Annotated in this window: 20 protein-coding genes and 1 tRNA gene; 16 read left to right on the top strand and 5 right to left on the bottom strand. The window is 63.5% G+C overall.

Annotated features, from left to right (window positions below):
• The first annotated feature begins 11 nt into the window (after nucleotides 1-11).
• The 6 genes from tsaE to trxA are packed head-to-tail and all read left to right on the top strand — an operon-like array spanning nucleotide 12 to nucleotide 8877.
• Nucleotides 12-449: a tRNA (adenosine(37)-N6)-threonylcarbamoyltransferase complex ATPase subunit type 1 TsaE gene (tsaE, locus tag ACYU8T_RS05325; RefSeq protein WP_461159753.1), complete on the top strand. Its 438-nt coding sequence runs from the start codon at nucleotides 12-14 to the stop codon at nucleotides 447-449.
• Complete coding sequence (locus ACYU8T_RS05320) at nucleotides 446-1432, top strand: aminoglycoside phosphotransferase family protein (protein WP_201514849.1); 987 nt, start codon at nucleotides 446-448, stop codon at nucleotides 1430-1432. The genes tsaE and ACYU8T_RS05320 overlap by 4 nt, the downstream gene beginning before the upstream one ends.
• A complete protein-coding gene (locus ACYU8T_RS05315; protein WP_461158743.1) occupies nucleotides 1429-2139 on the top strand; it encodes a nucleotidyltransferase family protein in 711 nt (236 codons plus the stop codon). Before ACYU8T_RS05320 ends, ACYU8T_RS05315 begins: the two co-directional genes overlap by 4 nt.
• Nucleotides 2132-5107 (top strand): double-strand break repair protein AddB, encoded by a 2976-nt coding sequence (gene addB / locus ACYU8T_RS05310; protein ID WP_461158742.1) that lies wholly within the window; start codon nucleotides 2132-2134, stop codon nucleotides 5105-5107. The genes ACYU8T_RS05315 and addB overlap by 8 nt, the downstream gene beginning before the upstream one ends.
• On the top strand, nucleotides 5088-8528 hold the full coding sequence (gene addA / locus ACYU8T_RS05305; RefSeq protein ID WP_461158741.1) for a double-strand break repair helicase AddA: 3441 nt from the start codon (nucleotides 5088-5090) through the stop codon (nucleotides 8526-8528). Before addB ends, addA begins: the two co-directional genes overlap by 20 nt.
• A 28-nt stretch (nucleotides 8529-8556) precedes the next feature.
• On the top strand, nucleotides 8557-8877 hold the full coding sequence (gene trxA / locus ACYU8T_RS05300; RefSeq protein ID WP_097091545.1) for a thioredoxin TrxA: 321 nt from the start codon (nucleotides 8557-8559) through the stop codon (nucleotides 8875-8877).
• Nucleotides 8878-8940: 63 nt separating this feature from the next.
• Here trxA and ACYU8T_RS05295 read toward each other — a convergent pair whose 3' ends face one another.
• Complete coding sequence (locus ACYU8T_RS05295) at nucleotides 8941-9738, bottom strand: inositol monophosphatase family protein (protein WP_461158740.1); 798 nt, start codon at nucleotides 9736-9738, stop codon at nucleotides 8941-8943.
• A complete protein-coding gene (argJ, locus tag ACYU8T_RS05290; protein ID WP_461158739.1) occupies nucleotides 9738-10964 on the bottom strand; it encodes a bifunctional glutamate N-acetyltransferase/amino-acid acetyltransferase ArgJ in 1227 nt (408 codons plus the stop codon). Before argJ ends, ACYU8T_RS05295 begins: the two co-directional genes overlap by 1 nt.
• Nucleotides 10965-11595: 631 nt before the next feature.
• On the opposite strand from argJ, the gene secA reads away from it, so the two are divergent.
• On the top strand, nucleotides 11596-14340 hold the full coding sequence (gene secA / locus ACYU8T_RS05285; protein ID WP_461158738.1) for a preprotein translocase subunit SecA: 2745 nt from the start codon (nucleotides 11596-11598) through the stop codon (nucleotides 14338-14340).
• A 123-nt stretch (nucleotides 14341-14463) separates the two neighbouring features.
• On the opposite strand, the gene ACYU8T_RS05280 is transcribed toward secA, so the two are convergent.
• The 3 genes from ACYU8T_RS05280 to ACYU8T_RS05270 form a co-directional block, all read right to left on the bottom strand.
• Nucleotides 14464-14889 (bottom strand): DUF983 domain-containing protein, encoded by a 426-nt coding sequence (locus ACYU8T_RS05280; protein ID WP_461158737.1) that lies wholly within the window; start codon nucleotides 14887-14889, stop codon nucleotides 14464-14466.
• 289 nt (nucleotides 14890-15178) lie between these two features.
• Complete coding sequence (locus ACYU8T_RS05275; protein ID WP_461158736.1) at nucleotides 15179-15442, bottom strand: hypothetical protein; 264 nt, start codon at nucleotides 15440-15442, stop codon at nucleotides 15179-15181.
• A gap of 71 nt (nucleotides 15443-15513) precedes the next feature.
• Nucleotides 15514-15601: transfer RNA gene (locus tag ACYU8T_RS05270), tRNA-Ser, on the bottom strand.
• Nucleotides 15602-15798: 197 nt separating this feature from the next.
• Here ACYU8T_RS05270 and ACYU8T_RS05265 point away from each other — a divergent pair.
• The 9 genes from ACYU8T_RS05265 (at nucleotide 15799) to ACYU8T_RS05225 (ending at nucleotide 24854) form a co-directional block, all read left to right on the top strand.
• Nucleotides 15799-16845, top strand: coding sequence for a lytic murein transglycosylase (locus ACYU8T_RS05265; RefSeq protein ID WP_461158735.1), 1047 nt, complete (start codon nucleotides 15799-15801; stop codon nucleotides 16843-16845).
• A 115-nt stretch (nucleotides 16846-16960) separates the two neighbouring features.
• Complete coding sequence (locus ACYU8T_RS05260) at nucleotides 16961-18124, top strand: D-alanyl-D-alanine carboxypeptidase family protein (protein WP_097091550.1); 1164 nt, start codon at nucleotides 16961-16963, stop codon at nucleotides 18122-18124.
• A complete protein-coding gene (gene tmk / locus ACYU8T_RS05255) occupies nucleotides 18121-18747 on the top strand; it encodes a dTMP kinase (protein ID WP_461158734.1) in 627 nt (208 codons plus the stop codon). The genes ACYU8T_RS05260 and tmk overlap by 4 nt, the downstream gene beginning before the upstream one ends.
• On the top strand, nucleotides 18744-19715 hold the full coding sequence (locus ACYU8T_RS05250; protein WP_461158733.1) for an AAA family ATPase: 972 nt from the start codon (nucleotides 18744-18746) through the stop codon (nucleotides 19713-19715). The genes tmk and ACYU8T_RS05250 overlap by 4 nt, the downstream gene beginning before the upstream one ends.
• A 44-nt stretch (nucleotides 19716-19759) precedes the next feature.
• A complete protein-coding gene (gene metG / locus ACYU8T_RS05245) occupies nucleotides 19760-21334 on the top strand; it encodes a methionine--tRNA ligase (protein WP_461158732.1) in 1575 nt (524 codons plus the stop codon).
• Between the two features lie 4 nt (nucleotides 21335-21338).
• Nucleotides 21339-22142, top strand: a complete 804-nt coding sequence (locus ACYU8T_RS05240) for a TatD family hydrolase (RefSeq protein WP_461158731.1) — start codon at nucleotides 21339-21341, stop codon at nucleotides 22140-22142.
• The gene (locus ACYU8T_RS05235; RefSeq protein ID WP_461158730.1) at nucleotides 22139-22924 is read left to right on the top strand and encodes an MBL fold metallo-hydrolase; all 786 of its coding nucleotides are present in this window, start codon (nucleotides 22139-22141) and stop codon (nucleotides 22922-22924) included. The genes ACYU8T_RS05240 and ACYU8T_RS05235 overlap by 4 nt, the downstream gene beginning before the upstream one ends.
• 5 nt (nucleotides 22925-22929) lie before the next feature.
• Complete coding sequence (locus ACYU8T_RS05230) at nucleotides 22930-23556, top strand: retropepsin-like aspartic protease family protein (RefSeq protein WP_461158729.1); 627 nt, start codon at nucleotides 22930-22932, stop codon at nucleotides 23554-23556.
• Complete coding sequence (locus ACYU8T_RS05225) at nucleotides 23553-24854, top strand: MFS transporter (RefSeq protein ID WP_461158728.1); 1302 nt, start codon at nucleotides 23553-23555, stop codon at nucleotides 24852-24854. The genes ACYU8T_RS05230 and ACYU8T_RS05225 overlap by 4 nt, the downstream gene beginning before the upstream one ends.
• Nucleotides 24855-25147 lie beyond the last annotated feature (293 nt).

The following is a 25147-nucleotide window of genomic DNA, read 5'->3' as shown; positions in this document are numbered from 1 at the left end:
ACAGCCTTACCATGCCCGATGAAGCCGCCATGCTGGCTCTAGGCCGCCATCTGGCCGACGTCGCGCGTATCGGCGACGTCATTGCGTTGGAGGGCGGGCTCGGCGCGGGCAAGACGACGCTCGCGCGTGGCATATTGGAAGGGCTCGGTCTGGAAGGCGAAGCGCCAAGCCCCAGCTTCGCGATCGTCCAGCCCTATGATGTGCCGGAGGTGAAGCTGCCCGTCGCCCATGTCGATCTCTATCGCCTCGACGATGCCGAGGAAGCAGAGGAACTGGCGCTCGACGAATATCTGATGGACAGCCTGCTGATCGTGGAATGGCCTGACCGCCTGGGGCCGGATGCATGGCCGCACGCGCTACGGTTCCACATCGACATTGAACCCGATGGCGCTCGGCGCTTGACAGTCCGCGTGCCGGACGCTTGGACAGAGCGATGGTCGCAGATATGATCCCGCCCGCTTCCGCTCCTGCCTTTCTCTCAGCTGCGGGGTGGGAACATGCCGCGATCGTTCCATTGGCGGGCGATGCATCCTTCCGCCGCTACTTCCGCGTGATCGACGGCGCGCGCCGGGCCGTGCTGATGGACGCGCCGCCGCCGCACGAAGACCCGCGCCCCTTTATCGCAATCGCCGAACATCTGGTGGGACAGGGCTTCGCTGCCCCCGCGATCCTTGCTCGCGACCTTGAGCAGGGTCTGGTCCTTATCGAGGATTTTGGCGATTTGCGGGTCAAGGAACATCTCGACGATGTCCCCGCGGACGAGCTTGGCGTGTATCGCAGGGCGGTCGAACTGCTGGCCGATCTTCATCGCACGCCCGCCGCCGACCTGCCCCCCTATGATCGCGCGGTCTATCAACGCGAAGCGGGGCTGCTTACCGAATGGTACTGCCCCGCGATCGGCCTTCCAGTCGATGCGGAGGCCTATGTCCGCGCCTGGGATGCCGTGTTGCCGATCGTTGAGCAATCGGCCAGCCCCGCCGTCACGGTGCTGCGCGATTACCATGCTGAAAATATCATGCTGATCGATCGCCCCGAAGTGCGCGGGCTTGGCCTGCTTGATTTTCAGGACGCGCTTGCAGGGCATCCTTCCTATGATCTGGTATCGCTGCTTCAGGACGCCCGGCGCGATGTGCCGCCGGAAGTAGAAGCAGCGATGATCGTCCATTACAAGTCGATCGCGAACCCTCCGGCCGACTTCGATGCTGCCTATGCGGTGTTGGGTGCGCAGCGGAATGCCAAGATCATCGGCATCTTCACGCGGCTTTGGAAGCGGGACGGAAAGCCACGCTACCTGTCCTTCCTGCCGCGCATGTGGGACCTTCTGGAACGCGATCTCGCGCATCCCGCGCTTGCGCCCGTTGCGCAATGGTTCGCCGGCAATATACCAGCGGAAAAGCGGCACCTCGCGCTTCAGGATCAGGCGGCGGCATGATCGACACGGCAATGCTGATGGCGGCGGGGCTCGGCAAGCGGATGCGCCCGCTCACCGCCACCCGGCCAAAGCCCTTGGTGAAGGTCGCGGGCAAGCCGCTCATGGATCATGCACTGGATCGGCTGTCCGCTGGCGGCATCCGCAAGGTGGTGGTCAATGTCCATTACCTTGCCGACACGGTCGAGGCGCACCTGAACGCCCATTCGAACGGCATGAATGTGTTGATCTCCGATGAGCGGGCAAAGCTGCTGGAAACCGGCGGCGGGCTCATCCATGCGCGTTCTCTGCTCGGGGACGATCCTTTCTTCTGCGCGAATAGCGACAATCTCTGGATCGACGGGCCGCAGGAAACACTGGGCATGATGCAGCGGATTTGGGACGCCGAGCGGATGGATGCCCTACTGCTGCTGGTGCCGCTCGCGCGCGCCCATTGCCATAGCGGACCGGGTGATTTCCACATGGACGCTTCGGGACGATTGAGCCGCCGCAAGACGAGCCATGTCGCGCCCTTCGTCTTCACCGGCGTTCAAATACTTTCGCCCAGCCTGCTGGTCGATCCGCCGTCCGATGTCTTTTCTACGAATATATTCTGGAATCGCGCCATAGAAGCCGGGCGCCTCTACGGCGTTTCACATCAAGGCCTCTGGTTCGATGTCGGCACGCCGGGCGCCATTCCTTTGGTGGAGTCGATGCTCGCCCATGGGTGATCACACCCGGCCCGCACTGTTCAATATTCCCGCCCACCGCGCCTTTTCCGACGCCTTGGCAGCGGGCATCATCGCGCAGCATGGCGGCGATCCGATGGCGCTGGCGCAGGGCATGATCCTGCTGCCTACCAATCGCGCCATCCGCGCCGTCAGCGACGCCTTCGTGCGCCGTTCAGGCGGTGGTCTGCTTCTCCCGAGATTGGTGGCGATCGGCGATCCCGATCTAGGCGAACAGGCGGGCGGCGCGCTCGATCCGCTGGCGGAGGGAGAGGCCATCCCGCCCGCCATCGCACCGATGCGGCGCCAAATGATCCTGGCGCGCATGGTTCAACAGGCATCCGGCCAGCCGATGGACGCCGCGCAGGCGATAAAGCTCGGTCAGGCGCTCGGCACCGTTCTCGACCAGATGCAGGTGGAGCGGGTGCCGATCACGGCCCTGTCCGATCTGACGCTTTCGGACGAACTGTCGGGACATTGGCAGAGATCGCTGGATCTTTTCTCCATCCTCATTCGGCGCTGGCCCGACGAACTGGCGCGGCTTGGCCTCATCGACCTTGCCGACCGGCGCAACCGGTTGTTCGACCGCCTCGCAACGCGCTGGGCTCAGCAGCCTCCATCCGGCTTCGTCATCGCCGCTGGCATAGCGACGACAGCGCCAGCGGTCGCAGGCTTGCTCCGGCGTATATCCGTCCTGCCGCGTGGCAGCGTCGTTTTTGCCGGTCTCGATCATGAAATGGATGAGGCGGCGTGGGAGGCGATCGGACCCTTTGCCCCGGATCCGGTGACCGGCCGAGCCACGCCCGCCCATGAAACGCATCCCCAATATGCCTTGAAGCTCTTGCTCGACCGCATGAGCGCGACGCGGGACGATGTCGCCTTGTGGCGCTGGGGCAGTGAGCATGACGCGCGCGCTGTCCGCAGCCGCAACATTTCCAACGCGATGCTTCCGCCGCGTCTGACCAGCCGTTGGCGCGACCTCAAGACCGCCGACCGCTCGCTCGGCGGAGTGGAGGCGCTTGAGGTGGCGACACCGGGCGAAGAAGCGCAGGCCATTGCCATCGCCTTGCGTGAAGCCGTGGAAACGCCGGGGCGCACTGCGGCGCTTGTCACGCCTGACCGTCAGCTCGCCACCCGCGTATCGGCGCATCTTGCCCGCTGGGGCATCGCCGCCGACGATTCCGCTGGCCTTCCGCTGTCGCGCTTGCCGCCGGGCACCTTGCTCATCGCGCTGGCCCAGACGGTTGCGGAACGCTTCGCGCCCGTCGCGCTGCTTACGTTGCTCAAGCATCCGCTCGTCATGCGCGGGGAAAGGCGGCTTCACTGGCTGGAGGGTGTGCGCGGGCTCGATCTGCTCCTGCGCGGCCCCCGCCCGCCCGCAGGTCTTGGCGGCATCGACCTGCTCCTCACCGAGCGGGAAGGAGAGGACCGGCAGCGGACCTTGCGCGCCCAGACCCGCTCTTGGTGGGCCGAGGCGCGCGCGCTCCTCGAACCGCTTGAGCAAGGCTTCGCCTCTGCCCCAACCTTCGCAGCACAACTCGCCGTGCTTCGTGAGCAAGCCAGCCTGCTGACGGCTGACGCCATCTGGGCAGGGGTGCAAGGTCACGCCGCCGCCGACCTGTTTGCTGAAATGGAGCAGGCGGCGGGGGAAGGGCCACAACAGGCGGACATCCGTTCCCTGCCGGCGCTGCTCGACCATATGCTGGGCGGCGCATCCGTGCGTCCGGTTCAGGGCGGCCATCCACGCATCGCCATCCTCGGCATGATTGAAGCGCAACTGGTGCAGGCCGACCTCATGATTCTGGGCGGACTTAACGAGGGCACCTGGCCCGGCCTGCCATCGCCCGATCCATGGCTCGCGCCCCGCATTCGCCGCGAGCTCGGTTTGCCGGGCCTTGAAACCCGCATCGGCCGTGCGGCGCACGATTTCGCCAGCGCATTGGGCGCGCCTCACGTCCTCATCACCCGCGCGCGCAGAGGTTCGGGCGGCCCTGCCATCGCCTCCCGCTTCTGGCTGCGTCTCAAGGCCATGGCCGGTCCACAATGGAAAAGCGCGGATCGCTACGGCGCGCTGGCGCAGGCTCTCGACCGGCCAGCGCGGCACGACCCCAGCCGCCGCCCGGCACCCGTTCCACCCGCATCCGTCCGACCCAAAATCATCCCCGTAACCGATGTCGACCGGCTGAAGGCCGACCCCTTCGCCTTCTACGCCAAGCGAATCCTGCGCCTCAACAGGCTGGACCCTGTCGATGCGGACGCCGGGCCCGCATGGCGCGGCACCGCTGTTCACGAAATCCTGCAACATTGGGCGGAAGCCGGACGGCGCGATCCGGCGGATCTTGAGGCACGTGCCCGCGCCATGTTCGACCGGCCGGACGTTCATCCGCTGCTCAAGGCGCTGTGGCAGCCAAGATTGATCGAAGCCGTCCGCTGGATCGCGGCGGAAGTCGCCGCCGACCAGGCAGCGGGCCGCACCATCCTGGCGGTCGAAACGGACGGCCGCGCGGACATTGCTGGCGTCACCCTGACCGGAAAGGCCGACCGCATCGATCGCATGCCGGACGGCACGCTGGCCATCGTCGACTACAAGACTGGCAAGCCGCCGAGCGCCAAGCAGGTGAAGGCCGGCTATTCGCTCCAGCTTGGCCTGCTCGGCCTCATCGCCGAAAAGGGCGGCTTTCCCTCGATCACGGAGCCCGGCGCGGCCGGATGCTTTGAATATTGGTCGCTCGCCAAGAAGAATGATGCGTTTGGCTACCGGGAAAGCCCCGTCGATCCCATGGGCAAGCGGGACAAGATCGTGACCTCATCTTTCACCGCGCTGGTCCATGACTGGTTCGACAAGATAGCGGGCGATTATCTGACCGGCTCCGCGCCCTTCGACGCCCAGATCAATCCCGAAGTGGCCAATTACGGCGATTATGACCAGCTGATGCGGCTGGAAGAATGGTATGGCCGCGACGATGGCTAGGAAGACCTCCGCTCTCCAACCGCTCGCAGGCGCCCAGGCCCGCGCCGCGTCGCCGGACGCGCATGTCTGGCTTTCCGCGTCGGCGGGCACGGGCAAGACCCATGTCCTGACGGCTCGCGTGTTCCGCCTGTTGCTGCAAGGCGTCAGGCCAGAAAATATCCTTTGCCTCACCTTCACCAAAGCGGGCGCGGCGGAAATGGCCGACCGCATCCATGATCGCCTTGCCGCATGGGTCCAGATGGAAGAAGGCGAGCTGTTCGAGGATCTCGAAGCCCTGCATGAGGATAGCGGCCCGGAAGCACGCGACCGTGCCCGCCGCCTCTTCGCCGAAGTGCTGGAATCGACGGGCGGGGGCCTCCGCATCCAGACGATCCACGGATTCTGCCAGCAACTGCTGACCGCCTTTCCGCTCGAAGCCGATCTGCCCCCCGGCTTCCGCCCGCTCGATCAGCGGGAGCAGGCGGCGCTTGCCCGCCAGACGCTCGCAGACCTCGCGGTCCGCGCGCAGGACCAGGGCGATGACAGCCTCATGGAAGCACTTCAGGCCATCAGCCTGCGTCTCGGTGAAGGCGGCGCTGAACAGTTCCTGCTGCGCTGCGCCGCTCATCTTCCGGCGTTGGAGCGACTGCCTGAAGACATAACCGCGTGGCTCTACCGCGAACTCGATCTGCCCGAGGGTGACGTCATGGCGCACCTCGCCAGCCAGTGCGAAGATGCGCAGTTCGACATGCGAACCCTTGCCTGGATCGCGCAGGCCAACGCCGATTGGGGCACCGGCCGCGCCCTCGAACGCTGCGACCGCATAGCCCGTTGGCGGGCGATGACCGCGCTTGAGCGGGCCGAAGCGCTCGCCGACCTGCACGGATCATGGGCCAAGGCCGATGGCGACATCATCTCGGCCAAAGGCTGGGTCCCGCCGATCGATGGTTATGGCGAGGCAAGCGCCCGCCTCCATTCCCGCTGCGCCGAGCTTCTGAGCCTCAAGGCGCTCGCAGCCTATGCCGATCTGCTCGCCCAGGCCCTCCACGCAGGCCGAGCCTATGCCCGCGCCTATCATGAGGCCAAGCAGCTTGCCGGAGCCGTCGACTTCAACGACCTCATCGCCCGCACCGCCGATCTTCTGTCCCAGCCCGGCATAGCCGACTGGATCCGCTACAAGCTCGACCAGCGCATCGACCATATCATGGTGGATGAGGCGCAGGACACCAATGTCAGTCAGTGGCAGATCGTCGGCGCGCTCGCGGCCGAATTCTTCGCGGGTGAGGGCGCGAAGGGGGATCGTGTCCGTACGGTCTTCACCGTGGGCGATTTTAAGCAGGCGATCTTCGGCTTCCAGGGCACCAGCCCCCAGGCTTTCGCCGCCGCGCAGATCTTATTCCAGCGGCACGCCGAAGATGCCGACCACATCTTCCACGACCTTTCGCTCGAACGCAGCTTCCGCTCGACACCCGCCGTCCTCGACGTGGTCGATCAAACGATCGCGACGCTCAGCGCCGAGCGGCTGGGCCTGCGGGCTGGCGCCGTCCAGCATATCAGCGCCAATCGCTTCCCCGGAGAAGTGCTGCTGTGGAAACCCACCATCGCGGGCCTTTCCGATGATGCCGAGGGTGAGGAGGATTGGGCCGCCGATCAGGAACGGCAGCTCGCTCAGAATATCGCGCGGCAAATTCGCCAGTGGGTCGATGACGGCCTGATGCTGGAAAGCCGTGGCCGTGCCGTCACTGCTGGTGACATCATGATCCTCGTGCGCCGCCGCAGCGAACTTGCCCGGCTGATCGTAGCGCGTCTCTACGAGGAAGGAGTGGCCGTCGCCGGGATCGACCGCCTTCGCCTCAACGCGCCGCTGGCCGTGCGCGACCTGCTTTCCGCACTACGTTTCGCCGTCCAGCCGGAAGATGACCTCAATCTCGCCGCGCTGCTGGTGTCCCCGCTGATCGGCTGGTCGCAGGATGATCTCATGACCCGCGCCATGAACCGGCGCGCCGGCCTGTGGCAGCATCTTACCCGCACGCTGGACGATGAGTTGCTCGCCCCGCTGCGCGCCTTGCTGACCCGCGCCGACCTGACCACACCCTATCGCTATCTTGAGGCCATCCTGTCAGGACCGATGGAGGGACGCCGCCGCCTGATCGAAAGGCTCGGTATCGAAGCCGCCGATCCGATCGAGGAACTGCTCAACGCCGCGCTTACCTTCGAAGCGGACGACCATCCCTCCCTGCAGCGTTTCGTCGACTGGTTCGACCGCGGGGAGGTGGAGATCGTCCGTGACGCCGCCGCCCAAGGGGACTCGCTGCGCTTGCTGACGGTGCACGGGGCCAAGGGCTTGCAGGCGCCGGTCGTCATCCTTGCGGACGCGTGCCTTGATCCCGACGCGGGCGCGCGTACCGACTCGCTGGAATGGAACGGCCTACCCATCCTCGCTCCGCGCAAGTCCGAACGGCTCGGCCCCATTGGCCAGGTTCTGGAAGAAGCCAAAGCCGCAGAACGGGAAGAGCATTGGCGGCTGCTCTACGTCGCCCTGACTCGCGCCGAGGAACGGCTGGTGGTCACAGGTTCGCTCGGGCCCCGCGCTCGTGGGATGGCACAACCGGAAAGCTGGTTCACCGCCGTCGAAAACGCGCTGGCTGCTCTAGGCGCGGAATGGGAGGATGATCCTCTCTGGGGCGCCCGCCGACGCTGGCAAGGGACCGAGGCGCTGCATCCCCGCGCGCCCGAGAAGACCACAGCCATCGAGAAGATCGCCACCGCCGAACCGGCATGGCTTCGCCAGCCTGCGCCTGAGGAAGCGCGGCCACCCCGGCCACTCGCGCCATCAGCGCCGATTGAAGATGACGTGCCCTATCCCCCACCAACGCCCGCGATGAAAGCGGCAAGCGATCGCGGCCGCTGGCTTCACGCCTTGTTCGAGCGGCTTCCGGATGTTCCGCTAAGCGAGCGTCATGAGCGCGCCGACCGCTGGTTGGAGCAGCAGGGCGCAACCGACGCATCCTTGCGTCATGACGTCATCACGCAGGCACTTCGCGTGATCGAGGATAGCAGTTTCGCCCCGCTTTTCGCACCCGGTGCCCTTGCCGAAGCGCCGGTCGCGGCGGTGGTGGGCGACATGGTGATATCCGGCACCGTGGATCGGCTCTGCGTTGGCCCCGATCTGGTGCAGGTGGTCGATTTCAAGACCGGTCGCATCGCGCCTTTGAACGTCGATGAAGTTCCCACTGCGCATGTCCGGCAAATGGCGGCCTATGCCGCAGCCCTGCAAGTGATCTTCCCCGGCCGCAGGATAGAAGCCGCACTGCTCTACAGCAGCGCCCCGCGCCTCATCACGCTTCCGCCCGAACTTCTGGCGGCGCACAAGCCGGGCTTTTCGCCCGCGCAGGAGAATTTGCCGCTCTCACCCGTTGAGACGGATGCGTCACCATCCTAGATATCCGCCAACCCAAGGAGATATATTTATGGCAACCAAGGCAGTCACCGACTCCAGCTTTCAGGCGGACGTGATCGACGCAGACAAGCCCGTGCTTGTCGATTTCTGGGCGGAATGGTGCGGCCCCTGCAAGATGATCGGCCCCGCCTTGGAAGAAATTTCCGAGGAACTGGCCGATCAGGTCACGATAGCAAAGGTCAACATCGACGAAAATCCGGACGCGCCCGGCAAATATGGCGTGCGCGGCATTCCGACGATGATCCTGTTCAAAAATGGCGAAGCAGCCGCCACCAAGGTCGGCGCGGCTCCCAAGAGCGCGCTCAAAGGCTGGATCGAAAGCGTCCTGTAAGACGCACAAACCTCCCTCTCCCCTTCAGGGGAGAGGGGAGAGCAACCTCTCCGCCACTACACACTACCGAAACAAAACCCCCGCCGCCAAATCCCACAAACGCGGCGAAGAAGCCCCCAGCAACCCGCGCCGCATGTCGCCCACCATATAAGGCGACCCGTCCAGCCGTTGGCAACAACCGCCAGCCTCGTTCAGGAACAGCGTCCCGGCGGCATGATCCCAGGGCAATGTTCGTGCAAAGACCGAAACGTCGTTCTGCCCCAGCACCAGCCGGGGATATTGCTCCGCCGCACAGCGGGGGATGTCCACGACCGCAAACTTCCCCTCCGCGCGCTTCTGAATATCCGCGCGTTCCTCGTCCGACATGAAATAGACCGCTAGCGCCGCGATCGGAAGCGGATCGCCGCTCTCCTTCGCTCGCACCTGCTCGCCATCGATATAGCTTCCAGCACCCAATGTCGCATGACATAGACGGCCCGTCAGCGGGTCCAATATCCATCCCGCCAAAGTCGTCCCTGCATCCGCCAGGGCAATCATGATGCCGAAGGGGGGGCGTCCAGCGGCGAAATTGCCGGTCCCGTCGATCGGGTCGATGATCCAGTTGAGCCCGTCCCCCGCGCGCTCCAATATCGCCGGATCGGCAGCACAGGCCTCTTCGCCGATGATCGCCGCGTCGGGCAATATCCGGCTCAGCCCCTCGGCCAACCTGATCTCGCTTTCCTTGTCGGCGATGGTAACGAAGTCGTCCGCCGCTTTCTCGCTAATTTCCTCTGTGCGGAGGTTCTGATAGCGCGGCATGACAATGTCCCGCGCGACTTCACGCATCAGCGCGATGACATCGTCATGCAGTTCGATCGGCATCAGCTGCGATAATCCGCGTTGATCGAGATATATCCGTGCGTCAGGTCGCAGGTCCAGACCGTCGCTCGGCCCTCGCCCAGGCCAATGTCCACGCCGATCTGGATATCCTGTCCTTTCAGATGCGCGGCAACCGGCGCTTCATCATATCCTTCCAGCGCAAGCCCGCCGGACGCCACCTGCGTCGCGCCGAACCGGATCGACAGCTTGTCGCGATCCGCTGGCTCGCCAGCCTTGCCGACCGCCATGACGACGCGGCCCCAATTGGCGTCCTCGCCCGCGATCGCCGTCTTCACCAACGGCGAGTTGGCGATGGACATCGCGATCCGGTGCGCGCTCGCGTCGCTCTCCGCGCCTGCCACGCTGATCTCGATAAATTTCGACGCGCCCTCGCCATCGCGCACCACCAGATGGGCCAATTGCAGGCATAAGTCGCTCAGCGCGGCGTGAAACGCATCCGCTCCGGCATCATCCATCGATGTGAGCGGAGCATTGCCTGCCTGGCCCGAGGCGAAAGCCAGCACCGTGTCGCTGGTCGATGTGTCGCTGTCGACCGTGATGCAGGAAAACGTCCGCCGGTTCGCCGCCGACAGCATCTGCTGCAAAAGCTTCGGGTCGATCGCCGCATCCGTGAAGATATAGCCGAGCATCGTCGCCATATCGGGCGCTATCATGCCCGATCCCTTGATGATCCCCACCAGTTCCACCCGCGTCCCGCCGATCATGGCGCTCGTCCGCGCGCCCTTGGCATAGGTGTCGGTCGTGCCGATGGTATTCGCCGCCTCTTCCCATCCGCAAGGTGCGGCGGCAAAGGCAGCGTCCAACCCAGCCTCCGCCTTGTCCACCGGCAGCGGCACGCCGATCACCCCGGTGGAGGATATGAACACGTCCGAAGGCAGGCACCCCAGATGATTGGCCACCTTCGCCGCGATCGCTTCGACCGCTGCCCGTCCTCGGTGCCCGGTAAAGGCATTGGCATTACCCGCATTCACCACCAGGGCCCGCGCCGATCCGAGCGGAATGGCGTCACGGCACCACTCGACCTCGGGGGAGGGGCACTTGCTCTGCGTCGTCACGCCCGCAACCGCAGTGCCCTCGGCCAGCTCGACATAGGTCAGGTCGCACCTGTCCCAATTCTTGTACCGGGCTTTAGCTACACGCGCCGTGACGCCCGCGATGGCGGGAAGATCGGGAAAGCTTGGCGGAGCAAGGGGGGAAGCCTGTGTCATGCGCGCGGCTTAGCGTGTTTGCGTAAAGCGTCAACGGCGAAGCGTGTTAACCACCTTTGTGCATGGCGCTCGGCCGCACGGTACGTAAACTGCGCCTCCGAAAGGGGGCAAATCTTGCCACAGCTTCATTCGCGCGTCGCAGCCTTGCTGCTGACGCTTTTCGCCGCCGACGGCGTCCTTGCTCAAACAGAGCCCGTAAGCGGCAGTTGGTCATGCTGGAACGATCGGAAAGGCGACCGCTATTGCCGCACGACCTCCACAGTGCGCATGAGCCGCCAGCGGGTCGCCTCGCGCCCTCTACCGCCCCGACCCATTTTCCGTGCGCCACCGCCGGTATTCAACCCGGTGCCCCTCTCGCGCGTAGGCATTGCTCCACCCATCCAGACGGTGCCCACCAGTAACCGCTGCCCGCGCACTTACCTCAGCGGTCGCGCTGGCCAGCGAGGCAGCAGGTGAGCCCCGGTCCCAAGGTCATCGATGTCGAAGCCACCCTGCGCGCGCGAGACGGCAGGCCCGTGTGCCGGTGACGCGCTCATCAATTGACTATCCCACGGCCAAACCCTAAATCGCCGCGCATATCCGTGTGCGTTGCCTTAACAGGGTGCGCGCTCCCCTTTTGTCAGGAACTTGCATGTTCGGCGCACTCGCCAAGTCCATCTTCGGATCGTCCAACGAACGTTACGTAAAGTCGCTGGGCAGGATCGTCGAACGCATCGCTTCCTTCGAACCTGCCATTTCGGCGATGAGCGATGAGGAACTGACTGCCCAGACCGCGCGCTTCCGTGAGCGGCTTGCGCAGGGCGAAACACTGGACGACCTGCTGCCCGAAGCCTTCGCCACCGTGCGCGAAGCGGCCAAGCGCACGCTTGGCCAGCGTCATTATGACGTGCAGATGGTCGGCGGCATCGTCCTCCATCGCGGCGAAATCGCCGAAATGCGTACCGGTGAGGGCAAGACGCTGGTCGCGACGCTCGCCACCTACCTCAACGCGCTGGAGGGGAAGGGCGTCCATGTCGTCACCGTGAACGACTATCTCGCCAGCCGCGACTGCGACTGGATGGGCCAGGTCTACCGTTTCCTCGGCCTCACCACCGGCGTGATCGTGCCGAACCTCAGCGAGGATCAGCGGCGCGAGGCTTACAACGCCGACATCACCTACGCGACGAACAACGAACTCGGCTTCGACTATCTGCGCGACAATATGAAATATGACCGCGCGTCGATGGTGCAGCGGCCTTTCAACTTCGCCATCGTCGACGAAGTGGACTCGATCCTCATCGACGAAGCGCGCACGCCGCTGATCATCTCCGGTCCGACCGACGACAAGTCGGAGCTTTATGTCTCGGTCGACGCCATCGTGAAGCAACTCGATGATGCCGATTATGAAAAGGACGAGAAGCAGCGCTCCGTCACCCTGACCGAAGACGGGACGGAAAAGATCGAGCGGCTGCTGGAGGAGGCGGGCCTGCTCGAAGGCGCAAATCTCTACGATTTCGAGAACACCGCCGTTGTCCACCACGTCAACCAGGCATTGCGCGCGAACATGATGTTCCGCCGGGATATCGATTACATCGTGAAAGACGGCAAGGTCATCATCATCGACGAGTTCACTGGTCGCATGATGGACGGCCGCCGCTGGTCCGACGGCCTGCACCAGGCGGTGGAAGCGAAGGAAGGCGTCCAGATCGAGCCGGAAAACCAGACGCTGGCCTCCATCACCTTCCAGAATTATTTCCGCATGTACCCGAAGCTCGGCGGAATGACCGGTACGGCCGCGACCGAAGCGACCGAATTCTACGAAATCTACAAGATGAACGTCGTCACCATTCCGACCAATCGGCCGGTACAGCGTGTCGATGAAGAAGACAGCTTCTACAAGAATCTGGAAGACAAGTTCCGCGGCATCGCCAAGACGATCAAGATCCACGCAGAAAAGGGCCAGCCGGTCCTCGTCGGCACCGTGTCGATCGAAAAGTCGGAAATGCTGTCCGAATTCCTTAACCAGGAAGGGGTGAAGCACGCCGTCCTCAACGCCCGCTTTCACGAAAGCGAAGCGCATATCGTCGCGCAGGCAGGCCGCAAGGGCGCCGTCACCATCGCCACCAACATGGCTGGCCGCGGCACTGACATCAAATTGGGCGGCAACCTGGAATTCCGCGTCGAAGACGAACTGCGCGACATGCCCGAAGGCCCCGAACGCGATTCCGCGATCGCGCGGATCGATGCGGAGATCGAAGCCGAAAAGCAGGAAGTGCTCGCCGCCGGCGGCCTCTTCGTACTCGGCACCGAACGGCACGAAAGCCGCCGCATCGACAATCAGCTGCGCGGCCGCTCGGGGCGTCAGGGCGATCCCGGCCTGTCTCGTTTCTACCTCAGCCTTGACGATGACCTGATGCGCATCTTTGGCCCGGACACGATGTTCGCCAAGATGATCCGCTCGAACCTTGAGGATGGCGAAGCGCTGCCCCCGTCCAAATGGCTCAGCAAGGCGATCGAGACCGCGCAGAGGAAGGTTGAGGCGCGCAACTACGACATCCGCAAACAGGTCGTCGAATATGACGACGTCATGAATGATCAGCGCAAGGTCATCTACGAACAGCGCAGCGACATCATGGACGCCGACACGGTTGACGATGTCGTCACAGACATGCGCCATGAAACCGTCAACGACCTCGTCGGTGCCTCCTGCCCGCCGGGCACTTATCCCGAACAGTGGGATATTGAGCGGCTGAAGCTTCGCACTGCCGAGATCCTCGGACTGGAGCCGGACTTCGATGCCTGGTTGACTGAGGACGCTGTCGATCCGGAAATGATCGAGGAGCGCCTCACAGCGCTCGCCGATGAAGCCGTGGCCGAAAAGGTCGCCAGCATCGATCCTGAAAATTGGCACATGATCGAAAAATCGATCCTGCTGCAAAGCCTGGACCATCATTGGAAGGAGCATCTGTCGACCCTGGATGCTCTCCGCCAGGTCGTTCACTTGCGCGCCTATGCGCAGAAGACGCCGATCAACGAATATAAGCAGGAAGCCTTCGCCCTGTTCGAACGCATGCTCGGCAACATCCGCGAGGATGTCACCGGCTCCATCGCGCGCGTTCAGTTCCGCATGGACGGCGGCGATGTTGCGCCTTTGCCCGATTTCGACCTGCCGGTCCTCCCGGACTTCATCACCACGCATATCGACCCCTTCTCAGGCGAAGATAATAGCGGGGACATCGACGCCGGGCAGCTTGGCGGCATCACCACGACGCTGCCGCGCCCGCCGGTCGGCAACGCGGCGCCGGGTGAGTTTGACAACCTGAACATCAGCCGCAATGCGCCATGCCCCTGCGGCTCGGGCCAGAAGTACAAGCACTGCCACGGCGCGCTCGCCTAATTAATTGACCGTCCTGCCAGCACACGCTGGCATGACGGGCGGCCATGTGCAGTGCTGAGAGATCGCGCCTGCCCCTCATCGAACGATGAGGGAGCATGCCAATAGTTCGAAAAGACGCGGCGGTCAGTCCCGCCGCTCGCCCCCGCCATCACCATGCAGCTTGGCCCAAAGGTCCCCCGTCCCGGCCTCCTGCGCCTTCGTCACATATTGCGCAGCCACCAGCCAGCCTTTGATCGGACGCAACGGCAGCACGGTCGTCAATATCAGGACCGGTATCCCCACCGCGATATGCACCCACAAGGGGGGGCGCGCCAAGATTTCCAGCATGACGATGAAGATCACGCCGGGGACGCAGGCGAACAACTGCACGAACACGGCAGGCCCGTCTGCCGGATCGGCAAAGGAATAATTCAGCCCGCACACCTCGCAATGATCCCGGATCGTCAGAAACCCCCGGAATATATGCCCTTCGCCGCATCGCGGGCACCGGCCCAGCGCACCCGTTTCGATCGGCGATCGCTTCGGCCAGTTGTTTGACGGTTGAACCATGTCCTGTTTTCCCTTGCCCGATCTGGCCCTCGTTCGGCATCGTCCATGTGATGGCAGGGTCAAGGAAATCAACTAGCCTTTTTGTCCCACCCGGAAATTGACCGCTTCAATCGCGCGCTGACGTTACGGCACGGCGGGCGAAGCGCCTTCCATGGATTGCGGCCGTCAACAATCTCTGTTACATGCGCGGCGATTTGGATGCCCGACAGCATACAAGTCGCGCCCCCGGCATTCCCTTGCCCGGGGGCGCTTTTATTTCTTCAATGATCGCTTCGTCTCTGCGCGCGACTTAATGCGCTGGCTTTTCCGCAGGCGGATCGCCAGGCATGTCGAAATTTTCCATGGCATCGTGCAGCACCTGATCGGGACAGGAAGCCGCGAGTGCTCTCACCTTGTACCGCAGCGCCAATTCCCGATGCGCCGCGATCTCTTCGGCCGGGGCGTGCCGGGCCAAGGCACTGTTTACCTTGTCCGCTTCTTCCCGCGCTCGCCGAAAAAGATAGGGTGCATCCGTTTGCCCAGACATCGCCACCTCCAGATCGTGAAGAGGCATGATAGCATGCCAGTTCAGGATACTCTCTAACGCGGGTTAAGGCGAGGCGTAGCTGCGATCATCTGCAAAAGTGGCGGAAGGGGTGGGATTCGAACCCACGGATGCTTGCACATCGGCGGTTTTCAAGACCGCTGCAATCGACCACTCTGCCACCCTTCCGTTCCGGCCATTCCGATGCCTGCTTTGCGTCGCGCGGCCGTCCATGCCTGGAACCCGCTTCCTAGCGAAGCTTTGCGCCATGCCAAGCGTAAAATGACCAAAACCGCTTTCAGTGCGTTGTTGTCACGATCGCAGCGACAAGGGGGATTTCGCCTTCCGCCCTCGCTGTGCCACAAAGGGATGAGGGAGATTCTCTAATGCGTTCAACCATTCACTCGCTTCTGCTGCGTCTTGCCGTGGTCACGGCGGGCAGTCTGATGGCGGGTCCTGGTATGACGCAGGACATGGCTCAGGACGCGGGCTTTCGCAGCTATCTCGAAACGCTGCGGCCAAAGGCGCGCGCCATGGGCATCCGCTCTTCGACGCTGGATTCCGTGTTTACGTCGCTCACCCCCAATCCCCGCGTCATTCAACTGGACCAGAACCAGCCGGGGGGCGGGGCCTATTCGCCCATTCCCAATTTCGAACCCTACAGGCGCCAGCATGTGGACGCCGCGCGGATCAGCCGTGGCCGTATGGCCTATCAGGCGAACCGCGCCCGCCTTGCCCGGATCGAAGCGGAGACTGGCGTCCCTGAGGAAATCATGGTCGCCATCTATGGGCATGAAACCAACTATGGCTCCTATACGGGTGACTTCGACCTGATCCGCTCACTCGCGACCTTGTCCTATGAAGGACGCCGCCGCAGCCTGTTCGAGCCGGAACTGCTGGCGACGCTCAAGATGCTCGACAATGGCGTGCCGCGCAGCCGCCTGGTCGGCAGTTGGGCGGGGGCGACGGGTTATCCGCAATTCCTGCCCAGCGTCTATCTGCGCCTGGGCAAGGATGGCGACGGCGATGGCCGTGTCGACATCTGGAACAGCGAAGCGGACGCACTGGCTTCCATCGCCAACTATTTCGTGAATGCCGGTTGGCGGCGCGGGCAGCCGTGGGGCGTTGCCGTGTCCGTGCCCGCGAATTTCAACCGCGCCAGCGTCACGGCCCGGCTTTCCCCGGCCCGCTGCCCCCGCGTGTTCAACCGCCACAGCCGTTGGCTCAGCATGGCCGAATGGCGCAGCCGGGGCATCGTTCCAACGGGCAGCAGCCGGCTTGCCGACACGACGTTAGCCACGCTGCTGGAGCCCGATGGTCCCGGCAAGACCGCCTATCTGTTGACGAGCAATTACCGCGCCATCCTCGATTATAATTGCTCCAACTTCTACGCGCTCTCGGTCGGGCTACTCGCCGACGCAGTCAGGCAATAGGGCCGCGTTCAAAGGCCGCGCTGCGTCACACCTCTTGAGAATGTATCCGTCATGGCTAATGACAGGAGGCGGGGCATTCTCATCACCCGAATCCATCAGTGCGAAGGCAGTCCTCATGAACAAGTCACTTGCCGCCATCCTCTTCGTCGGATTGCTGGCCCAGCCGCTCACGGCTGCGGCGCCTCCTTATACCAGCGAGGCGCCTATCGCTTATATGAAGGACCTGTCGTCGGGCGCCGTGCTGTATGACAAGGGTGGCGAGACACGCATCCCGCCTGCCTCCATGGCGAAGATGATGACGGCGCACGTCGCCTTTCGCCTGATCCAGAAAGGCGACCTGAAGCTCGACACGAAATTCACCGTTCGCCCCGAAACCTGGAAACAGTGGCATGGCCCGGCTGCTGGTTCGACCATGTTCCTGTCGGCGGGCGAACAGGTGTCGGTGGAAAATCTGCTGCACGGCATCGTCACCCTTTCGGGCAATGACGCTTGCGTCGTGCTGGCGGAGGGGATCGCCGGGACGGAGCAGGCCTTCGTCGCCCTGATGAACGACGAAGCCAAGCGGCTTGGGCTCAAGAACAGCCATTTCGGCACCAGCAATGGCTGGCCCGACGAAGGCGTCACCTATGTGACGGCAGAAGACCTGGCTCTCCTCGCCGAAGCGACGATCGAGGAGACGCCGGACCTTTACAAGCGCTTCTACGCGACGCGCTCCTTCACCTGGGGCAAGACGATGGGCGGTTCCGACATCGCACAGTCGAACCGCAACCCGATCCTGGGGAAGATCGCCGGTGCCGACGGCCTCAAGACCGGCCATACGCAGGAAGCGGGCTATGGCTTTACCGGTTCGGCCGAACAGGACGGCCGCCGCCTCGTCATGGTGGTTGCCGGGCTGACGAGCTTCAACGGTCGTGTCGCTGAATCCGTCCGCTTCATGGACTGGGGCTTCAAGGCATGGAAGGCGCAGCCGCTCTTCAAGAAGGGCCAGACTGTCGAAACCGCCGAGGTCCAGCTTGGCAGCGCCACCAGCGTGCCGCTCGTCGCGCCTCGGGATATGGCGGTGACGCTGCCCCGCACCGCGTCCGGCAACATTTCGGTCAAGGTCGCCTATACCGGTCCGATCAAGGCGCCGATCGCCAAGGGGCAGAAGGTAGCCGAGCTGATCGTCTCCACCCCCGATACCCCGCCCCAGGTCCTGCCGCTGGTCGCTGGAGAGGAAGTGTCCGAAGCAGGCGTGTTCGGCCGCCTTTGGAACGGCCTGAAGTCCTTCTTCGGGTGACACGCGGCCGCTTCATTACTTTGGAGGGCGGGGAGGGCGCCGGTAAGTCGACGCAACTCCGCGCTCTTGCCGCAGCCTTGCGCGCCAAGGGAGTGGAAGTCGTCGAAACCCGCGAACCCGGCGGCAGCGAGGGCGCGGAAGCCATCCGCGCCCTGCTGCTCACCGGCGCCGCCGACCGCTGGAGCCCGCGCGCCGAAGCGCTCCTCTTCGCGGCTGCCCGCGCCGACCATATCGAAAAGACGATCCTTCCCGCGCTCGACCGGGGCGCATGGGTACTGTCCGACCGCTTCCTCGACAGCAGCCGCGCCTATCAGGGCATGGGCGAGCTCACCGACGCCGACATATTGACCCTGCACCGCATCGGCAGCGCCGATTTCCTCCCCGATCGCACCTTCTTCCTCACGCTTCCCGAAGGCGAGGCGCAGCAACGCGCGTGGGTTCGCGACGGTGACGCCGCGGACCGCATAGGCGGCCGCGACGCCGCCTTCCACGCCGATGTCGCAGCCGCCTTCGCCCGCTTTGCGGATCAGGAGCCCGCCCGCATCCGCGCCATCGACGCGTCAGGGCAGCCCGAAGCCGTCACCGCGCGCCTCGTCGCGGCGCTGCAGGATCTGCTGCCATGACCACCATCCTTGGCCATGACAGCCAAGCCGGCATGCTGCTCGCCGCCGCGCGCAGCGGCCGCATGCATCATGGCTGGATCCTCGCCGGACCGCGCGGCATCGGCAAGGCAAGCTTCGCCCGCGCGCTTGCTCTCCGCCTGCTCGCCGAAGCCGCTGGTCCCGCCCCCGATGGCGAGGGGCTCACCATCGCCGCCGAACACCCCATCCGCAAGCTGGTCGAGGCGGACGCCCATCCCGATTATGCTGAACTCTACTGCCTGGAGAAAGAAACCGGCACCGCTCGCAACATCTCGGTTGATCAGGTTCGCGGGCTCCAGCGCCTCGTCCAGTCCGCGCCTTCGCTCTCCCCCCGCCGCATCGTCGTGATCGACAGCGCCGACGATCTGGAGCGTGGCGCCGCCAACGCCTTGCTCAAGACGCTGGAGGAGCCGCCTGCGGACATGCTCTTCTTCCTTGTCAGCCACGCGCCCGGCCGCCTGCTGCCTACCATCCGCTCGCGCTGCCGCACCCTGCGCTTCGACCCGCTGGACGACGAAGCCATGCGCACCATCCTGCGCCGCGAACAGCCCGATCTGGCGCCCGCAGAGATAGAGGCGCTCGCCACTTTGGGAGACGGCGCGCCTGGCCGAGCCCTGCGCTATGCAGGCCTTGACGTGACCGACCTAGACCGCTTGCTCCGCACGATCGCAGCGGATGGCGACCCCGGCAACCGGAATCGCCTCCTCCTCGCAAAGCTGCTCTCCGGCAAAGCGTCACGCGCCCGCTATGAAGCCTTCCTAGAGCGCGTCCCCGCCTTCATCGCCGATGCCGCCCGCCAGCGCAGCGGCCCCGCGCTCGGCACGGCGCTCGACCGATGGGAAGCCGCCCGCCAACTCGCCAGCGGCGCGATCATCCTCTCCCTCGATCCTGCATCCGTAGCTTTCGAACTCGCCGGCCATGTCGCCGCCCTCGCGCCGGGCCAGCGCTGAAAAGCGGGCTTTGCGCGCGCCTTAACACCCGCTAGGGAAGGCGCATGTCGCAGCCTTACACGATCACCACCGCCATCAGCTATCCCAACGGCCGCCCGCACATCGGCCACGCCTATGAGGTGATCGCGACCGACGCGATCACTCGTTTCCAGCGGATGATGGGCCGCGATGTCTTCTTTCAGACCGGCACGGACGAACATGGCCTGAAGATGGATCAGGCTGCCCGCGCGCGCGGCATCGAACCCCGCGCGCTGGCCGATGAAATGTCAGGCTATTTCAAGGATATGAACGACAGTCTGAACATCAGCTATGATCGTTTCATCCGCACCAGCGAACCCGATCACCACCGCGCATCACAGGCGATCTGGCAAGCGATGGAAGCCAATGGCGACCTTTACCTTGGCCGCTATGAAGGATGGTACTCCGTCCGTGACGAAGCCTTTTACGACGAAAAGGAACTGATTGAAGGGGAAGGGGGCGAAAAGCTCTCTCCACAAGGCACGCCGGTCGAATGGACGGTCGAGGAAAGCTGGTTCTTCCGCCTCTCCGCCTATCAGCAAAGGCTGCTCGACCTCTACAACAGCCAGCCCGGCTTCATTCAGCCGGACAGCCGCCGCAATGAAATCATGCGCTTCGTAGAAGGCGGCCTTTCCGACCTCAGCGTCTCGCGCACCAGCTTCGACTGGGGCGTCAAGGTCCCCGGCAGCGCCGAAGCCGGTACGCCTCATGTCATGTATGTCTGGGTAGACGCGCTCACCAATTATCTCACCGGCTGCGGCTATCCGGACGACGCCGAACGCATGGCGCGCTACTGGTCGGAAGGCGGGGACATTACGCACATCATTGGCAAGGATATCGTGCGTTTTCATGCTGTTTACTGGCCAGCTTTCCTGATGAGTGCGAAGCTTCCCCTGCCCAAGCAGATCTTCGGCCACGGCTTCCTCCTCAACCGAGGCGAAAAAATGTCGAAGTCGGTCGGCAACGTCGCCGACCCCATGGAATTGGCCGAGCGCTTCGGCGTGGATCAGCTCCGCTATTTCCTGCTGTCCGAAGTCACCTTTGGCAATGACGGCAGCTACAGCGCGGAGGCCATTGTCGCCCGCTCTAACAGTGACCTTGCCAACAGTTTCGGCAATCTCGCACAACGCACCTTGAGCTTCATCGCCAAGAACCTGGAAGGCCGCTTGCCAGAGCCTGCGCCCCAGGATGTGGACAGCGACCTGCTGAAAACGATCAGCGACGCCGCCCGGACCTTCCAGACCGCCATGGCCGATCTCGCGCCCTCGACAGCGATCGAAGCCTGGATGCGCACCGTTTTCGCCTGCAACGCCTATATCGACGCCCAGGCGCCATGGGCCTTGCGCAAGACCGACCCGGCGCGGATGGAAGCGGTGCTGGCGACGCTCTACGAGGCCATCACCAACCTCGCCATCATCATCCAGCCTGTGATCCCCGCCAGCGCCACGGCGCTGCTCGACCAGATGGGCGTGCCGCAAGCGAACCGGACCTATGGCGCGATCGGCAGCAGCGCCTACGCCGATCTGCGCGCCAGCGGCTTCACTCTCGGCGCACCCAAGCCGCTCTTCCCGCGGCTTGAACTTACCGAAGCGGACGCCTGATCCCATGCTGATCGATAGCCATTGTCACTTGAATTACAAAGGCTTGATCGAAGATCAGCAGAATGTGCTCGAACGCGCGCGCGCCGCTGGCATCGACCTCATGCTCAACATCGCGACGCGCGAAAGCGAATGGGACGCGGTACTCGCTACGGCCGAACAACAGCCTGAAGTCTATGCGACGGTCGGCATCCATCCGCATGAGGCCGACGAGCATCCCCATATCGATACGGCCAAACTCATCGAACGCGCCGCCCATCCCCGGGTGGTGGGCATTGGCGAGACTGGCCTCGACTATTATTATGATCATAGCGACCGCGCCAGGCAGCAAGGCAGCTTTCGCGCCCATATCGCCGCGTCACGCGCTACCGGCCTGCCGCTCATCGTCCACACCCGCGATGCGGAGGAAGATACACTCGCGATTCTGCGCGAAGAAATGGGGCAGGGGACCTATCCCGGCGTAATTCATTGCTTCACGGCCAGCGGAGCCTTCGCCGATGCGGCGTTGGACCTGGGCTTCTACATCAGCATATCCGGCATCGTGACGTTCAAGAGCGCCAAGGATCTTCAGGAAACCGCTGCTCGACTGCCGCTCGACCGGCTGCTCGTCGAAACGGACTCTCCGTTTCTCGCGCCGGTGCCGCATCGGGGCAAGCCCTGCGAACCGGCATTCGTGGCCGACATCGCCCGCTTTCTGGCCAATCTGCGGGGGCAAAGCGTAGAGGAACTCGCCTCAGCGACCTCGGCAAACTTCCGCACCTTGTTCCGCAAGACCGAGTTCAGCAAATCCGGAGCAGCGCCAAGCGCATGAGCCTCAAGCTCACCATCCTGGGCTGTGGCACCTCATCGGGCGTTCCCCGGATCGGCAATGACTGGGGAAGCTGCGATCCTGCCGAGCCGAAGAATCGCCGGACCCGCGCATCGATCCTGGTGGAAAGCGCCACCACGCGTATTCTTGTCGACACCTCGCCTGACATGCGTGCCCAACTGCTGGCCGCCGATGTCGTCCACATCGACGCCATTCTCTGGACCCACGACCATGCCGATCACTGCCATGGCATCGATGACGTACGCCAGCTTTATCACCACAGGCGGACAGCGGTGCCCGGCTATGCGCGGCGACAGACGCTCAAGCTGCTCAACGAGCGGTTCGCCTATGCCTTCGAAGGGCGGCAGGGCTATCAGCCTACCATAGAGCCGCATGTGCTCCCCGATGGGCTGCGCATAGGTGACATCGATATCGCCTGTACCGACCAGCCCCATGGCGAAATTTTCTCCACTGGTTTCCGTTTCACATCTGGCGGAAGATCAATCGGCTATTCCACTGATTTTCATGCATTAACTTCTGACATGATCAGCCTGTTCGATGATCTGGACATATGGGTGGTCGACGCCCTGCGTGAACAGCCGCACCCAACGCATCCGCATCTTGCCTTGACGCTGGACGGCATCTCCGCCGTCCGCCCGCGCCATGCTATCCTGACGCATATGGACCAGAGCATGGACTATGCGAGCCTTCGCGGCAGCCTGCCCGATGGCGTGGAACCGGGCTATGACGGCATGAGCGTCGAACTATATGGGGAAGGGGACTGACCGGCATGACGGGGGATCAGGCAGCATCCAGCATCTGGTATGTGCTTGCGCTCGTCCTCGTTGGCTCCGCCCTGTTGGCGCGCCGCATGCCGATGGGTGGCATGATGCGCCTGGCACTCATCTGGGTCGCAATCTTCGCGGCTTTGCTGGGTTTGTTCAAAATCGGCGAAAAGGTCGGCCTCTTCTCCGCAAGGATGAATGGGGAGGGAGCAGCTTTGTCCTCGCAGGACGCGCCGCCCATTCCGCCGCCCGCCACAGCCGAAGGTCAGGCCTTGCGCGTGCCCATCGCGCCTGATGGGCATTTCTGGGTTGAGGGCACCGTCAACGGCACCCCGACGCGCTTTCTCATCGACAGCGGGGCGAGCATCACTGCACTCTCCGTATCATCCGCGCGTGCGGCAGGCCTCAATTTCGATCTCAACGCGCCCGGTGTCTCGATGATGACCGCCAATGGGAAGATCGATGCGAAACGCTCGTCCGTGTCCACGCTGGCCATCGGCCCGATCCGGTCGAGCGATCTGCCGATCGTCATCTCACCCGCCTTCGGGGAAGTGAACGTGATCGGCATGAACATGCTGTCGCGCCTCAAAAGCTGGGGAGTGGAAAATGGCGAGATGGTGTTGAAGCCATGACGTCAACGCTGGCGTTGCGTGCGCCTACCCAACGCGAAAGGTTGAAGGCGATCGTCGGCGGCTCCACCGGAAACCTCGTGGAATGGTATGACTGGTACGCCTACGCCGCCTTCACGCTCTATTTCGCGCCGCATTTCTTCCCGAGCGAAGACCGCACTGCCCAGTTGTTGAGTGCTGCCGGCATCTTCGCTGTCGGCTTTGTCATGCGTCCCGTCGGCGCATGGCTGATGGGGGTGTATGCCGACCGGCACGGGCGCAAGAGCGGCCTCACCCTGTCCGTCGCGCTTATGTGCGCAGGCGCGCTGCTCATCGCGGTGACGCCCGGCTATGAAGTGATTGGGGTAGGGGCGCCGCTTTTGCTTGTCCTTGCGCGCTTGATGCAGGGCCTGTCGGTCGGCGGCGAATATGGCGCCAGCGCGACCTATTTGTCGGAAATGGCTGGGCGGGACAGGCGTGGCTTTTTCTCAAGCTTCCAATATGTTACGCTCATTGCCGGACAGTTGACGGCAATATGCGTCCTGCTCATCCTGCAAGCCGTGCTGAGCCCTCAGCAGCTTGACGCCTGGGGATGGCGAATACCCTTTCTTCTCGGCGGCGCGCTGGCCGTGATCGTCTTCTGGCTGCGCAGAGGTCTGAGCGAAACGCAAAGCTTCCACGCCGCCAAGGCGGAAGGCGCGCCACGGTCGGGCTTCGTCGAGCTTTTCACGAAGCATCCGCGCGAAACATTGACCGTCATGTTGCTTACGGCGGGCGGTACGATCGCCTTCTATGCCTATTCGATCTACATGCAGAAATTTCTGGTGAACACGTCCGGTCTCAGCCGTGAAACGGCGTCCCAGATCAATGGCATAACCCTCTTCTTTTTCATGTTGTTGCAACCCGTCGCCGGGGCACTCTCCGACCATATCGGGCGCAAACCGCTGATGATTGGCTTCGGCCTCCTCGGGCTGATCTTCACCTATCCGATATTCGCCACGCTCGCCGGGACGCGTGATCCGCTCGTCGCTGGCTTGCTGGTCATGGCGGGTCTGATCATCGTTACGGGCTATACGTCGATCAACGCAGTCGTGAAGGCAGAGCTTTTCCCCGCGCATATCCGCGCGCTCGGCGTGGCTTTGCCATATGCCTTGGCGAACACCTTGTTCGGCGGCACGGCCGAGTTCGTCGCGCTCTATTTCAAGCAGATCGGCATCGAACAGGCATTCTACATCTATGTCAGCGTGATGATCGCCATATCCCTCATCATCTACATCAGAATGCCCGACACCAAGCGAAACAGCCGCATCCTGGAAGACTGATCGATGCGGATAGGCCGCTGGCTTGCCGCAGGAATGAGAGCTACAAACGCTAAACGCCTCAAACCGCGCCCGATGATCACACGTGCGATCACCTGTGGCTTTCCATGACTATCCCTGATCGCGATGTTCAAGGGTTCAGCAGGCAATGAAGCAAACAGTGTGGCGAAACACCGACAACCAAACAGCGTAACCTCGATGACATTTAACATAATATATATTATCATACAATCGGAGCGGGATAGCCACGTCCCCCTCAAATCTCTATCTTCTGACTAATTCCTTCTCGAATTCAG

The sequence above is a fragment of the Sphingobium sp. TomMM35A genome (assembly GCF_054771735.1).
Note: the sequence above shows the minus strand (reverse complement) of the source record. Positions and strands in the feature narration are given on the sequence as shown.

Coding starts and splice junctions, on each gene's coding strand:
- tsaE (WP_461159753.1), top strand. CDS start 12: ATGCCCGATGAAGCCGCCATGCTGGCTCTAGGCCGCCATCTGGCCGAC.
- ACYU8T_RS05320 (WP_201514849.1), top strand. CDS start 446: ATGATCCCGCCCGCTTCCGCTCCTGCCTTTCTCTCAGCTGCGGGGTGG.
- ACYU8T_RS05315 (WP_461158743.1), top strand. CDS start 1,429: ATGATCGACACGGCAATGCTGATGGCGGCGGGGCTCGGCAAGCGGATG.
- addB (WP_461158742.1), top strand. CDS start 2,132: ATGGGTGATCACACCCGGCCCGCACTGTTCAATATTCCCGCCCACCGC.
- addA (WP_461158741.1), top strand. CDS start 5,088: ATGGCCGCGACGATGGCTAGGAAGACCTCCGCTCTCCAACCGCTCGCA.
- trxA (WP_097091545.1), top strand. CDS start 8,557: ATGGCAACCAAGGCAGTCACCGACTCCAGCTTTCAGGCGGACGTGATC.
- ACYU8T_RS05295 (WP_461158740.1), bottom strand. CDS start 9,738: ATGCCGATCGAACTGCATGACGATGTCATCGCGCTGATGCGTGAAGTC.
- argJ (WP_461158739.1), bottom strand. CDS start 10,964: ATGACACAGGCTTCCCCCCTTGCTCCGCCAAGCTTTCCCGATCTTCCC.
- secA (WP_461158738.1), top strand. CDS start 11,596: ATGTTCGGCGCACTCGCCAAGTCCATCTTCGGATCGTCCAACGAACGT.
- ACYU8T_RS05280 (WP_461158737.1), bottom strand. CDS start 14,889: ATGGTTCAACCGTCAAACAACTGGCCGAAGCGATCGCCGATCGAAACG.
- ACYU8T_RS05275 (WP_461158736.1), bottom strand. CDS start 15,442: ATGCCTCTTCACGATCTGGAGGTGGCGATGTCTGGGCAAACGGATGCA.
- ACYU8T_RS05265 (WP_461158735.1), top strand. CDS start 15,799: ATGCGTTCAACCATTCACTCGCTTCTGCTGCGTCTTGCCGTGGTCACG.
- ACYU8T_RS05260 (WP_097091550.1), top strand. CDS start 16,961: ATGAACAAGTCACTTGCCGCCATCCTCTTCGTCGGATTGCTGGCCCAG.
- ACYU8T_RS05250 (WP_461158733.1), top strand. CDS start 18,744: ATGACCACCATCCTTGGCCATGACAGCCAAGCCGGCATGCTGCTCGCC.
- metG (WP_461158732.1), top strand. CDS start 19,760: ATGTCGCAGCCTTACACGATCACCACCGCCATCAGCTATCCCAACGGC.
- ACYU8T_RS05240 (WP_461158731.1), top strand. CDS start 21,339: ATGCTGATCGATAGCCATTGTCACTTGAATTACAAAGGCTTGATCGAA.
- ACYU8T_RS05235 (WP_461158730.1), top strand. CDS start 22,139: ATGAGCCTCAAGCTCACCATCCTGGGCTGTGGCACCTCATCGGGCGTT.
- ACYU8T_RS05230 (WP_461158729.1), top strand. CDS start 22,930: ATGACGGGGGATCAGGCAGCATCCAGCATCTGGTATGTGCTTGCGCTC.
- ACYU8T_RS05225 (WP_461158728.1), top strand. CDS start 23,553: ATGACGTCAACGCTGGCGTTGCGTGCGCCTACCCAACGCGAAAGGTTG.